The 13,600-nt window shown below is 27.4% G+C and carries 10 protein-coding genes and 1 other RNA gene; 10 read left to right on the top strand and 1 reads right to left on the bottom strand.

Features of this window, described 5'->3' with window-relative positions:
• Positions 1 to 142 precede the first annotated feature (142 nt).
• Positions 143 to 1,204, bottom strand: a complete 1,062-nt coding sequence (locus tag ACJDT4_RS12065) for a CotS family spore coat protein (RefSeq protein ID WP_406787825.1) — start codon at positions 1,202 to 1,204, stop codon at positions 143 to 145.
• Between the two features lie 309 nt (positions 1,205 to 1,513).
• Here ACJDT4_RS12065 and dnaG point away from each other — a divergent pair, with 309 nt between their 5' ends.
• The 10 genes from dnaG to ACJDT4_RS12015 all read left to right on the top strand — a co-directional run bounded on the left by dnaG (position 1,514) and on the right by ACJDT4_RS12015 (position 13,026).
• Positions 1,514 to 3,283 (top strand): DNA primase, encoded by a 1,770-nt coding sequence (dnaG, locus tag ACJDT4_RS12060; protein ID WP_406787824.1) that lies wholly within the window; start codon positions 1,514 to 1,516, stop codon positions 3,281 to 3,283.
• A gap of 22 nt (positions 3,284 to 3,305) precedes the next feature.
• Entirely contained in the window at positions 3,306 to 4,415 is a 1,110-nt protein-coding gene (rpoD, locus tag ACJDT4_RS12055) for an RNA polymerase sigma factor RpoD (RefSeq protein ID WP_406787823.1), read from the top strand.
• 148 nt (positions 4,416 to 4,563) lie between these two features.
• Positions 4,564 to 5,451, top strand: a complete 888-nt coding sequence (locus tag ACJDT4_RS12050; RefSeq protein WP_406787822.1) for a PH domain-containing protein — start codon at positions 4,564 to 4,566, stop codon at positions 5,449 to 5,451.
• A gap of 16 nt (positions 5,452 to 5,467) precedes the next feature.
• Positions 5,468 to 6,163: a tRNA (adenine(22)-N(1))-methyltransferase gene (locus ACJDT4_RS12045; protein ID WP_406787821.1), complete on the top strand. Its 696-nt coding sequence runs from the start codon at positions 5,468 to 5,470 to the stop codon at positions 6,161 to 6,163.
• On the top strand, positions 6,148 to 6,951 hold the full coding sequence (locus tag ACJDT4_RS12040; protein WP_406787820.1) for a Nif3-like dinuclear metal center hexameric protein: 804 nt from the start codon (positions 6,148 to 6,150) through the stop codon (positions 6,949 to 6,951). The genes ACJDT4_RS12045 and ACJDT4_RS12040 overlap by 16 nt, the downstream gene beginning before the upstream one ends.
• A gap of 221 nt (positions 6,952 to 7,172) precedes the next feature.
• Positions 7,173 to 7,925 (top strand): zinc ribbon domain-containing protein, encoded by a 753-nt coding sequence (locus ACJDT4_RS12035; protein WP_406787819.1) that lies wholly within the window; start codon positions 7,173 to 7,175, stop codon positions 7,923 to 7,925.
• Positions 7,926 to 7,980: 55 nt separating this feature from the next.
• Positions 7,981 to 8,324: RNase P RNA component class A (gene rnpB, locus ACJDT4_RS12030), an RNA gene on the top strand.
• A 306-nt stretch (positions 8,325 to 8,630) separates the two neighbouring features.
• The gene (locus ACJDT4_RS12025) at positions 8,631 to 9,629 is read left to right on the top strand and encodes a hypothetical protein (protein WP_406787818.1); all 999 of its coding nucleotides are present in this window, start codon (positions 8,631 to 8,633) and stop codon (positions 9,627 to 9,629) included.
• A 400-nt stretch (positions 9,630 to 10,029) separates the two neighbouring features.
• Positions 10,030 to 11,244 (top strand): HNH endonuclease, encoded by a 1,215-nt coding sequence (locus tag ACJDT4_RS12020; protein ID WP_406787817.1) that lies wholly within the window; start codon positions 10,030 to 10,032, stop codon positions 11,242 to 11,244.
• Positions 11,245 to 11,292: 48 nt separating this feature from the next.
• Positions 11,293 to 13,026 (top strand): hypothetical protein, encoded by a 1,734-nt coding sequence (locus ACJDT4_RS12015; RefSeq protein ID WP_406787816.1) that lies wholly within the window; start codon positions 11,293 to 11,295, stop codon positions 13,024 to 13,026.
• Positions 13,027 to 13,600 lie beyond the last annotated feature (574 nt).

Genomic DNA, 13,600 nt, shown 5'->3' with positions numbered 1-13,600 from the left:
CACAGAATAAGTGTATACTTGGCAAGCACTATAAATTAAGTCTAAAAATTTAATATAATTAAAAGAATCAACTTATTGCTAATTTTTAGGCTAATTTATTTTTAGGCTTATGTTAATAGTGCTATGCCATTATGAATCAATACTAATCACTATATTTAAGGTCAACATTAAATTTATTATTAATATAATTAGCAAGGTTCTTTGAAAATTCAAGTTGTTCTCTATTGTATTTTATACTGTCCTTAAGAAGATTGATAAAAGAACCTTTATTGCATTTTCTTATATTTTTATAATAATCTCTGCAAATTTTCCAGAACTTTTGTGGAAATGCTAAGTAGGATAGTATATATAAATATTCATCTAAATTTAAATTTTTAACATCTTCATAGCTGTTTAGTGTGTTTATTAGTATTTCATTGTTCCATACAGTTGAATCTCTTTTTAGAATTCTTCTCAAAAAATAGGATATATCGTGAACACAAAAATCCATTTTGCAGTTATCGAAGTCTATTATCCATATATTATCTGATTCGTCGAAGATTATATTTTTATTTACATAATCTAAATGACATAGGCTTCTTTTTAAATTATTTGTATTAATAAAAGAAGAAGCTTCTAAGGCTTTTTTTGCAAGAGATATGCAAATTTCAGAATTACTTAAAAGTACCTTTGAGAACTCATCATTTATCTTATAGGCTGTATTACAAAAATCTAAAATTTGTTCGAAGTGTTTTTTTGTTGAAAGATCTATTCTGTCAAATCCATTTCTTAAACTGCTGCCTTGTATAGGAAAAAAACTAGAGGAACATTTGTGCATAAGAGCTAAATTTTTTGATGCTTTAAGGAGGTCATTACTATTATCATAATTGAATTTTCTACCATTTACCCAGGGCATTAATATAAAAATCATATCATTATACGATACAAAGCGCATATTATTATGGGTAGGAAGGACTCTTGTAACGTTTATATTATATCTATAAAGCCATTCTGTGGCTGAATATACAAATAGTAAATCCTCTTTTTTATAATAAACTTTTTTTAAGCAATATTTTTGGGGACCATAACCTACAGCATATACAGCTCTTTGTTTTTCTGTATCCTTAAATTTTATTTGCTGTATTTCTGAATCTTGTAAATTATATTTAGAAAGAACAAATTCTTTTATCTTATCATAAGGCAGTAATATATTGGAACTTTTCATATTCACACTCCCTAAAATTATCTTCATTAACTATGATATTAAATATTTTTTTATAATATACATCTAATAAAAAGGATTTTAAATATTTGTATAGAATAAATTATTGTATGAAGATGAAAATTCATCACATTATCGGAATAAAATTTACTATTAAATGGGTAAAATATAAGAGATTTGTAGTTCTAAAAGATTATTCGCTAGTGAAATATTTAATGAAAATATTAAATATAGAAGGAATTTATGATTTTTTGTCGAATATAATCTTGCTTAATTAGAAAAGTTTAATATAATGTTAGGTGGAATGTCTTATTGATAAGTGAAGAGGTTATTCAAAAAATTAAAGATTTAAATGATATAGTTGATGTTGTATCTGAAAAAGTAAAATTAAGAAGAGCAGGTCATAATTATTTAGGACTTTGTCCTTTTCACAATGAAAAGACACCATCATTCAGTGTGTCTCAAGAAAAACAAATATACAAATGCTTTGGATGCGGAGAATCCGGGAACGTAATAACATTTGTTATGAAAACAAAAAACCTTCCTTTTGTCGAGGCTGTTAAGTTTTTAGGTGATAAGGTTAATATTTCAATTGAGAATAATGATGCTAAACATAATGAAATTGTAAACCAAAATAATAAACTATATAAAATTAATGTTGAAGCTGCTAGATACTTTTTTTCTAACTTAAGAATTGATAAGGCAGCTAAAAATTATTTTATGGCAAGAGGCATTACAGAAGGTGTAATTAGAAGTTTTGGATTAGGTTACGCAAAAAATAACTGGAATGGGCTTTTGTATTATATGAAAAAAAAGGGCTATTCAGAGCTGGATTTAATAAAAGCTGGCCTTATAATACAAAAGAACAATTCCTTTTATGATAGATTTAGAAATAGAGTTATTTTTCCTGTTTTTGATTATAGAGGTAGGGTCATAGGGTTTGGAGGAAGGGTTTTAGATGATTCAAAACCAAAATATTTAAATTCCCCAGAAACTGCATTATTCAAAAAAGGTATAAATCTCTATGGATTAAATTTTGCTATTAAGAACAACATTAATAGAACTTTTATAATTGTAGAAGGATATATGGATTGCATATCCTTGCATCAATATGGTATAAAAAATGCGGTGGCATCGCTGGGAACAGCTCTTACTAAAAATCAGGCAAAACTTTTGAAGAGATATGCTGATAAAGTTATTATATCCTATGATGCCGATGCAGCAGGGCAAATGGCGACTCTAAGAGGTCTCAAAATATTGAGGGAAGTTGGTCTTGAAGTAAGTATAATAAAAGTACCTGAGGGTAAAGATCCGGATGAATTTGTGAAAAATAATGGCAGGGAAGCTTTTATGAGGCTTATAGATAATGCGCTTCCAATAGTAGATTATAGATTAAAAGAAGCCTTTGAGAGGGTCAATCTTAAGGATAATGAGAGTGTTATAAAATATATCAGGGAAGTTTCTACCATAATTGAAGATTTAGATCCTGTAGAAAAAGATGTATATATAAAAATGGTGTCAGAAAAAACAGGAATAAGTGAGCAGGCTATATATGATTTGTTAAGTGAAAAGTCTCAAAAAGATGGCTATGATATGCATAAAATGGATAATTATGGACAAAATTTATATGTAGAATCAGCATATATTAAATCTGAAAGATCACTTTTAAAAATTATGATACAAAATAAGAGCATGTTAAATTATATTATCTCTAAAATTAACTCCGAAGATTTAATAATAGATAGTCATAAAAAGATATATACAAACATAATAAATGTGGTTAAAGAAGATAATAAACTTGATGAAAAAAACGTGCTAAAGATGATTGAAGCTAAATGTGATGATGAAGAAAGTTATTCTGAATGGATTAAAATAGCTAGTGAGAATATAATACTTTCCGATGGTAATGAAAGGAAACTGATAGATGATTTTATTGTAAATATTAAAAAATTTAGGTTAGAGGAGTCGAAAAAGGAAATTATGAATAAAATAAAGATACTTGAAGAAAAAGGATTGTTTCAAGAAACGCTTGAACTCATAAAGAAAAGAGAAGAAGTACAAAGCAAGTTAAACAATCTGTAATTAACGGAAGGAGGTATCATTAATGAAAAATAAGAATGCTGCTGGTAATAATACAAAAAAAGATAATATAAGTCAAAAAAGTGAAAAAATGAAAATAGTTAAAACTCTAATTGATAAGGGAAAGAAAAAGGGAAGTCTTACTTATAAAGAAATAATTGATGAGCTGGAAGAAATTGATTTAAATCCAGAGCAAATTGAAAAGATATATGAGGTACTGGAGTCTGTTGGAATAGAAGTAATTGGTGATATGAATGAAGTTGAGGTTGAAGAGGAAGATCTTGATCTCACAATACCTGAAGGCATTGCCATTGATGATCCAGTTAGAATGTATCTTAAAGAAATAGGTAAAGTGCCTCTTTTAGGTCCTGATGAAGAAATAGAGTTGGCTCAAAGAATAGAAAATGGCGATCAATATGCAAAAAAGAAGCTTGCAGAGGCAAATTTAAGGTTGGTTGTAAGCATAGCTAAAAGGTATGTTGGTAGAGGAATGCTTTTCCTTGATCTAATACAGGAAGGTAATCTAGGACTCATAAAGGCAGTTGAAAAGTTTGATTATGGTAAGGGATTTAAATTTAGTACTTATGCAACATGGTGGATTAGGCAGGCTATAACAAGAGCTATTGCGGATCAGGCTAGAACTATAAGAATTCCTGTTCATATGGTTGAAACTATAAATAAGCTTATAAGAGTATCCAGAAGTCTTCTGCAGGAACTTGGAAGAGAACCTCAACCAGAGGAAATTGCTAAAGAGATGGATATGTCCGTAGATAAAGTTAGAGAAATAATGAAGATAGCACAAGAGCCAGTATCTTTAGAAACACCTATTGGTGAAGAGGAAGATAGTCATTTGGGTGATTTTATACCTGATGATGAAGCACCAGCACCAGCAGAAGCAGCAGCTTTTAGAATGCTTAAAGAGCAGCTTATAAATGTTCTTGATACGTTAACTCCACGTGAGGAAAAAGTTTTAAGGTTAAGATTTGGTTTGGATGACGGTAGAGCTAGAACGCTTGAAGAGGTTGGAAAAGAATTTAATGTTACAAGAGAGAGAATAAGACAAATAGAAGCAAAGGCTTTAAGAAAGTTAAGACATCCAAGCAGAAGTAAAAAGCTAAAGGATTATCTTGACTAAAAAAGTTTAGATGATTTTAAATAACAGTATATCCATAGTAGAAAGGATTCAATGTCCTTTCTATTTTCATTAAGGTGATTTAGATATAGATGCAACTAGTTCTATAATACTATCTGGAATTTTATTAAGATTAGAAGAAGGTGAAAACTTGAAGTATATAAAACCTTGCAAAAGCATATTTTTAGCTATAGATGTGATTTTAGTTTCAGTACTGGTTAATATGGTTACACTTGTAATAGGTAACTATATTAATACATATACGATTATAGTTTTCTTTAAGGTGTTTTTAGTAGTATTTAATTTGTATCAAATCTATTACTTGCTGAAATGCATTACACTTAAGTATTATTATGATGAAGATAATTTATATATAACAGCTTTTAATGGGTTGAAAAAAGTTTCAATACCTTTTAAAGAAATGGATATGTACCAAAAATCTGAAGGTGAGATTAATGGCATAAAACTTTCAGGCTATGGAAAAAATAAATTTGCCTTTGGAATATTTTTTGTTGAAAATATAGGTACTACTAACATGTATTGTACTTCTACAGAAAATGTTATTTATATAAAGATTAAAGAGATGATATATGCTATTTCACCTGAAAATGTAAAAGAAATAGAAGATAAATTGAGGAGTTTAAACATACCGTTTGAACATTGGGCATACCAGAAAAATAAAAGATTAAATTTAGGAAAAGACAGACACTTTATGATTCCTTTTGTAATTGTAACTATAGTTATTCTTGCAATGACCATAGTTCCGTTTATATTTTATTGGAAGGACATGCTGCCTGCCAAAATGCCTCTTAGCTTTGATGCTAAATTTAACCCTATAGTATATGGAACGGCTAAAGGATTTGCTTTTAAGCAGATGATGTATGGAGCATATAATATGATTATATTATTTTGTATGTATTATGTATCATATTTTTATTCTAAGTATAGTAGAAAGTTGGCATATAAATATATATATATATCACTTATAATATCTTCTGTTTTTTTTATAATACAGATAAGAATTTTGCAATTATTTTAAGGTTTAAGGAGAAAGTATGGAAATATCAAATAGATTAAAATGCGTCGCCTCTATGATTGATAAATGCAGGTGTATTGCAGATATAGGAACGGATCATGGATACCTTCCCATATATCTTATAAAGAATGGCGTATGCAGTACTGCGATTGCCTCGGACATTAAGAAGGGACCTATAAGTAAAGCAAAAATTAATATAAAAAAATATGGAATGGAAGAAAGAATAGAATGCAGGTTAGGGGCAGGACTAAGCACTATAAATCCGAATGAGGTGGACTGTGCTGTTATATCAGGCATGGGAGGAAATCTCATAAGTGATATTATACATGAGAATTTGGAAGTGTTTAAATCCTTAAAATATGCTGTACTTCAACCGGTTCAAAACCCGGAAGTGCTTAGGAAATATTTATATAATGAAGGTTTTAACATTTTTGATGAAGAATTATGTATTGACGAAAACAAATATTATGAGATAATAAAGGTAGGATACGATAATCATGTCGTAATTAAGGATGATATATATTATGAAATAAGCGAAAAGCTTATTGAAAAAAAACATCCACTTATAAAGCAGTATGTTGAGTATAAAATTAAAAAAAATAAGCATATAATTGATAATATAGATCTTTGTAATAGTAATGCATTGAAGAGGAAAGAAGAACTAGTTCATAAAAACTATATTCTTAAGGAGTTGTTTTCATGTCTTTTAAAGTAAAGGATTTGTGCTATATAATTGAAGAATTTGCACCTAAAAATTTAAAAGAGGATTACGATAATGTTGGGCTTATGGTTGGAAATACAGAAGCTGAGGTGAATTCTGTGCTTATGGCACTAGACTGTACTTTGGATGTAATAGATGAGGCTGTATTAAAAAAATGCAATACTATAGTAACTCATCATCCACTTCTTTTTAGAAGACCTAATTCTATAACAAACGAAACTCTTCAAGGAACAAAAATACTAAGGCTTGCTGAAAATAAGATTAATTTATATTCAGCTCATACTAACTTTGATAGTGTGCAAGGAGGGTTAAATGATATAATTGTAGAACTTCTTGGCTTTGGTAGGGGCAAGGTTATTGCAGCTAGTTATGGCAATGATAATTCTGGTATAGGAAGATTAGTTGAACTACGAACTCCAATTACCCTTGAAAATCTATGCCTTAATGTAAAGAATAAACTTGGAATTAAAAAATTAAGATATTGTGGAAATGATAATACAAAAATATATAAAGTTGCAATTATAAATGGAAGTGGTCAAGATTTTTTTGAAAGTTCAAAGAAACTTGGTGTACAATGCATAATTACAGGTGATACTTCATACCATTATGTTAGTGATTATAATGAACTTGGTATGTGTATTATTGATGCTGGACATTTTGGCACTGAATGGCCAGCAGTTAAGGTTGCCGCTTCAAAACTTCAAAGTGCATTGGATGAAAGAAAATTAAATATTGACGTATATGTATCAAATAGTAATGTTGATCCGTACAAAATAAAGTAGATATGGTTTTTTCACTGTGTCTACTTTTATTTATATATAGATATATCACACGAAGAGTTAAGATAAGAGGACTTTGATTTTACAATTAGTATTTTTTATTGCTAACAAGTAAAGCAGTTTATTTCGCTATATATGTAATACAAAACAAATAAAAAATATTTTTAAAAACTACACCCAAGCTCAGCGTATGATTCTATTAAATTAAATTGGAGGGAAAAAGAATGCAAAATATGGAACTAGCATATTCACTTCAGCATAATTTAGATTTAATAAAGAAAAATAAGAAGGTATTAAAAGATGGCTCGCATATTTATTTTTTAAAAAAGCTAAAGAAGGAATTTGATGACAAAAAGAAGGAGTATATTTCAAAAAAGGAGACTCGTAAAGACATAAAAAAAAGCTATGAAGAAATAAGTGAAAAAATTAAAAATTGCAAAAAGGATATAGATGAAAAAGAGTTTAAACTGTATAATAAGGTTGGTTCTGATTTAAATGCTATAGACAAGCTTGAAAAGTCAATTGAGAAAAGCAAGCAGGAACTAAAAAGACTTGAGGATGATGCTGTGGAATTTTTAGAACAGGAAGAAAAAATAAATTTAGATATTGAAAACTTAAGAATGGAACTTATAAATGTAAAAAATAATTTCTATGATTACAAAGATAAAAGTAGTAAAAAAATAGATGAAGCTGATAGTAATATAAAGCTTTTTCAAAAAGAAATAGAAAATGTAAAAAAGAATATCCCCCAATATATTCTTGATGAGATAGATAAAATATTAAAATATAATGATTGTGCAGTTGCAAAGCTGGTAGGATCTGTATGTGACGGCTGTAAAATGAAGGTCTCTGCTATGACTATAGATAGTATACACAGGGGAGTAGAGATTGTACACTGTGATAACTGTGGAAGAATTCTTTACTATGATGGCAAAAGCACAGGTGAAAAGAGTAAAAAGAGTAAGTTAAAAAAGTAGTATTAAATAAATGTTTTTATTGCAATATGTGATTATGTGTGATATTATAGTTAGGCAAGTAAGCCAGACAATCGCTGCTGCCAATATGGCAGGAGAGGAAAGTCCGAGCTCCGTAGGGCAGGGTGCCGGGTAATACCCGGTCAGGGTAACTTGAAGGAAAGTGCAACAGAGATATACCGCCTAATTATTTAGGTAAGGATGGAAAGGCGAGGTAAGAGCTCACCAGCGCATTGGCGACTTTGCGGCTATGTAAACCCCACTTGGAGCAAGATCGAATAGGGAAGCATTTTGGGGCGGCCCGTCCCGCTTCCGGGTAGTATCGCTTGAATCTTATGGTAACGTAAGATCTAGATAGATGATTGTCTAATACAGAACTCGGCTTATAGGGTTACTTGTTTAATAAAGTTCTGAACCACTTGATTTATCAATGGTTCAGAACTTTATTAATTTGAAAATTATTAATTATTGTACTACTTTTACAAGCAGGTAATAAAGAATAATTATATATGACTATGTTTAATTTTTAATTCCGCACACCTTATTTTTATTTTAACATTAAAAAGTGAAATTGCAAGATGAATTTTTTATATTGAAATATCAAACGGTTCATACCAGACTTTAAGTAGTAAACTTTTCGAAGATTAAATTTTACATAAATCCATGTTTAATTAATATATATTTTTTAGTAACAGGGGGTAATATAAGTTGAGTATTAAGGTTGAGATGTTTATTAAGTTACCATACATTATAAAGTTAAATGAGGAAAAAGATTATAGATTTTCATTTCAATTTAATGAGTTTGAGATGTTTGATTTAGAGATGAGATTTAATGATGAGAATAATGAGGATATATATAAAGCTGAGTATCCTCCGTGTTCATGTAGTAATATAAGAATTGAAGCAATATATAAAAATTGCAATTATTTAGATTATGAAAAGAGAACGACTTTTCGTGGTGATAAAAATATAAATGAATTTATAGTAGAGTTACCGTTTAAAGAAACAAATAATATTTTTAATGTTGTGAATAAAAAATTAGAGAAAATATTAAGCTATTTAAGAAATAAGTCCAACATGTTTTGGATAGAACAACCTCCAATTAGACCTATAAGTTATTGTTTTGGCAATGAAATAGAATTTAATTTTTATTCCCCTAATACAAAATTATTTAAATGTGTAAAAGAAATAAAGCAATATACTGATTATTATATGATATCTGATTCACTTGAAAAAATAAGTAATGTAGATAATGATATTTTTAATGGATTTAAGGATGATGGTGTTGAAGAAAAATTTAATTTGTATTTAAGCAAGGCAGAGAAATCTTTATATGAAAGATCTTATGAGGATTTTATAATATATTGCAGTATAGCAGTAGAAGCTTTTATAAGAAGGTATATTGGAAAATTAGAGCCTAAAGATGACATTATTTTTAATCGTATTTCAGTCTCAAATTATGATTATTTAGATCAATATTATAATGTATTGTTAAAATATATAAAAGGTAAAAGTTTAATTGAATTAGATGAAAATGCATTTTATCACTTAAAACGAATGTACAAGCTAAGAAATGCAATTATGCATAATGGAATTGTAGACGAAAGTGCATTAAAAAAGGCTGGTTTAAATAAGCTTGATTTTAAAGAATGCAAGAATATTTTGGATAGTGCTAAAAAGAGTTTTTTAATAATAAGTAAATTATAAGTTCATAATGATAAAATAAACGGCATTTAATGATTAGTTGCATAGAGCTATATAAGTATTATGATCACCATAATTGTCACAATATTCACTGCATTTCTTAAAATACATAATATGGTGTAAAAAATAACATAATAGAAAGTATTTGTACACTAATTGGAACAATTAGAATGTTGAATTTTTACAGAAATTAAAGCTTCAGTATAAGTAGATGTTTTAAGATATATGAATAAGCTATTGACATGGCTACAAATCCTTAGATAATGTAATAAAAGCAATAGTAGTGAAGAACATATATGAAATAAAATATAGTTATATTATGGTGAAAGTATTTCTTAATAAGTAGTATATAAACTTATTAATTTTAATTATTAAGATACAAATTGGAAAGAGAGAGAAGCTTATGTATTGTAATTACTGTAATAAAGAAATAATTGATGCTAAAAGACCAAAGGGAAATACTGACTACTCAAAAGTGTATAGAAGTAGTGAACATATTATTCAAAATGCAATTGGAGGCAGATTAGAGTCGGAGAAAATTTGCTGTGATAGATGTAACTTTCATTTAGAAGAATTAATTGATAAATCATTTTGTGATATTTTTGTTCCTTTTATATCGAATATAAATAATTTTAAAAAGACTAATAATTCGAATAATGCGCCTAAATGTTCTGGATATGCAATATATAATGAAGGAAACAAAAATAAAATGGTATTTGCCGATGTAATTAAAAAATCAAAAGTAAAGAAGAGCAATGAACTAATTAAAATAGAAAAAGAAGCTGGAACTAAAAATCTTGATGAACGAATAAAAAACTGTCTCAATGAAATGAGGGTTGCTTTCAAAAATTTTAATTTAGATAATAATTATTTTAAGCAAGGAATATCTAAAATTGCATATAATTATGCAATCTATTTAGGAATAAATATTAAAAATATTTCTAATGTATGTGATGTTACATTAGATAGTGAAAATAAAGAACTGATAAGTATTAATTTTAATACAATAGTAATACCGTTTGTTCCAGGAAATGCATTTGATGATTTTTTAGAATTACATACAAAGTTTACATTATTTCATAATTTAATTTTGTTTAGGTATGGAAAAGAGTTATGGTGTTATATCAACTTGTTTAATACATTTCAGTTCTATGTAAGATTAAGCGATAACTATGATGATGGAGAAAATATAAGATATAAAATATATGGACAAGAATTTCAATATATGCAATCTAATATGAATACTAATCATAATATATATAGCGATATAATTATGGAAAAGGCAAAGGAGTATACAGCCTCAGGGTATAAGTATGTAGATACTTTGAGTTATAATTTTTATATTAAACAAAATAAATTGAATAATTATTTTAGAATAGAAAATCCATTACGAAAATTTGATAAAGGAGAATATGAGATTATTTTCTATCCATGGTGGATAATACAAGCTAAAGATAAGGAAGAAATAATTGAATATACAACAAAAAAATATATTCAATTAAATCAATATTTAATAAAAGATAATCCTACTATATTAGATAGTGAACTTTTTAGTATGTCAAAAGAAGACCGAGAAAAATTTGTGGAGTTGTATTTAAAATCTATAAAATCAAGTTAAAAATAGGTTGTTGGTTAAATAGGTCACAAGGAGAAAGGGAGAGCTATATTGAATAATAATAAAACGGAATTGATTGCAGTTAATCGAGTAAAAGATATAATACTTGAAAGTGATATATTAGAACCATATATTGACGATAATGACAAAACACCATCGTGGGATGGCAATATTTTTGTTTATAAATCATCTGATATCAAGAAAAAAAATCTAAAGGGAAAGATACCTATACAAGTCAAGGGAACTAAAGTTGACAAATTTAGTAATGATGCAGTATCATTTTCTTTTGAAACAGCAGATTTAAAAAATTATTTTGTTGATGGAGGAGTTTTATTTTTTGTGGTAGAAGTTATTAGTATAAACAATGTAAGAATATATTACAAAAGTTTACTTCCGATAGATATTAGAAATATTCTATCAATAGCCAAAAATGATACACAAAAAACAATATCAGCAACATTAAAACCTATTGATAAATCAAATGCTAAGTCTTTAGAAAGCATATGCTTTGAGTTTTTATTTAATAGAGAACTACAGTATAGTACAGTGAACTACTCGAAAACCCTACATAACTTTAATATTGTAAATTTTACAGTGTTTACTGGAGGAATTAAACCTAATAGATACATGCTTGAAAATGAAATATATATTTATGGTAAAGAAAATAAAAAATCAATACCAGTACCAATCGATAAAGTATCCATAGAAACTATAACTCATCAAGTACCAAGAACTATATCTATTAATTCAAAATCTTACTTTGATAACTATAGTGTTACGGAGTCTAAAAGTGATATGTTTGTCATAATTGGTAAAAATATAAAATTTAACCCTTCTACTGGAAAATTAAATTTTAAATCAGGTGGTAGTTTGACAGAAAGATTGAAAGAGGCTAAGTTTCTTGACGAATTAGTAAGAAATAAATATTTCTTTATCGGAGACATTAAAATTGAAGGGATGGATATATCGAATAAGGATAAAGAACAAGTTAGTGGAAATTTAAGATACTTAAATAGTATTAGTGATTTAATGGTTTTTTTTAACATTAATGAAGAATTGAATATGGATTGTTTTAATAAAACTGATTATGACAACCTTGATACGCTAATGGAGATTGTTTTATATAATAAAAAGGTAAAATCTAAGTTGGTTAAAACAGGAGTTCAACACATTAAGATAGGAAATATTGACATACTTTTACTGATTGTAGTAGGAAAAGATAAAATAATTAATATATATAACTACTTTAGTTCAATTTATAAAATGTTTCAATGCACTATTCATTTATGTAAAGATGAGAAAGAGATTAAGGGCAGTTTTTATTCAATTCTTAAAGCTAATGATATAGTTAAATCAAATAACTTGGATTTAACTATAATAGAGGAAGAAGTAAAAAGTGTTCAAATCAATGATGTATATGCTAATTGTATAACGCTTTTAATCTTAGAACTTATAAAAGCATATGATATTAATAAGAAACTTATTAAGTCTTTATTTACAGCACTTAACTTATGTGAATGGTTGGAAAAATATGATGGAGTATCTGTAGTTTATAAAATTAATAGATTGCAAATAAAAAAAAGGGTAGGGGTTTTAGAAAAAGAAGAAAGACAAGAACTTATGGATATTAGAATGATTGAAGCGAGCAATTTCCCAATTTTATGTGGTATAAGTATATTATTGGATAATAAATCAGACTTTGAATATTATTTTGAAAAACTTTCTGATGAAGAACGTAAAACATTTATGGAATATCCAATATATAATATAAAACCAAACATATAAAAAAGTTTAATATGAATAATATTAAGGCTTATTATATGTTTGGTTTTATAAAACTACATAAATTTGAATACATTGTAGTTTTTATTTTAACCTTATTAGAAATTAAAAATGAATAACAAGAAAGAAATAAGAATTTAATGAGGGGAATGCTTACGATATATATTTTTGCTAAAGATAACTTATAATTATAAATACAAAAAACTAAATAGTCACCTACAAGATTTTACTTTAGCTAAATATTATTAATCCACATTTATAATTTATTGTGCATCATAACTATTAGAGAAATAATTAAAGACTAATGTTTTTACATTAGTCTTTTTTATAAGGACAACTTTCCGCATCTGCTCCATCAGGACAATAACAATCACCAGTGTATGGACAGGACTCAACAACATCTTTTTTCTTAGGACACCAAAACATAATATTACCTCCTAAACGATTTTAAATGCATCTATAAAGTAAGATATATTCTATATAATACTACATGTTACATATTAATACAAACTTGTTTGAAACTATAGCGATAATTCATATACTATTTTTGATTTGAACCTAAAAACAGTGATTTTTA

Origin of the sequence: Clostridium neuense (assembly GCF_045310695.1) — a bacterium.
In the GTDB taxonomy this organism is placed as follows: Bacteria; Bacillota; Clostridia; order Clostridiales; family Clostridiaceae; genus Clostridium_S; species Clostridium_S neuense.
The sequence above is the reverse complement of the archived record's forward strand: the minus strand, read 5'-3'. Positions and strand labels throughout refer to the sequence as shown.

What these genes read in the sequence shown, in the direction of transcription:
- ACJDT4_RS12065 (WP_406787825.1), bottom strand. Translation starts at nt 1,204, where the DNA reads ATGAAAAGTTCCAATATATTACTGCCTTATGATAAGATAAAAGAATTT.
- rpoD (WP_406787823.1), top strand. Translation starts at nt 3,306, where the DNA reads ATGAAAAATAAGAATGCTGCTGGTAATAATACAAAAAAAGATAATATA.
- ACJDT4_RS12045 (WP_406787821.1), top strand. Translation starts at nt 5,468, where the DNA reads ATGGAAATATCAAATAGATTAAAATGCGTCGCCTCTATGATTGATAAA.
- ACJDT4_RS12040 (WP_406787820.1), top strand. Translation starts at nt 6,148, where the DNA reads ATGTCTTTTAAAGTAAAGGATTTGTGCTATATAATTGAAGAATTTGCA.
- ACJDT4_RS12035 (WP_406787819.1), top strand. Translation starts at nt 7,173, where the DNA reads ATGCAAAATATGGAACTAGCATATTCACTTCAGCATAATTTAGATTTA.
- ACJDT4_RS12020 (WP_406787817.1), top strand. Translation starts at nt 10,030, where the DNA reads ATGTATTGTAATTACTGTAATAAAGAAATAATTGATGCTAAAAGACCA.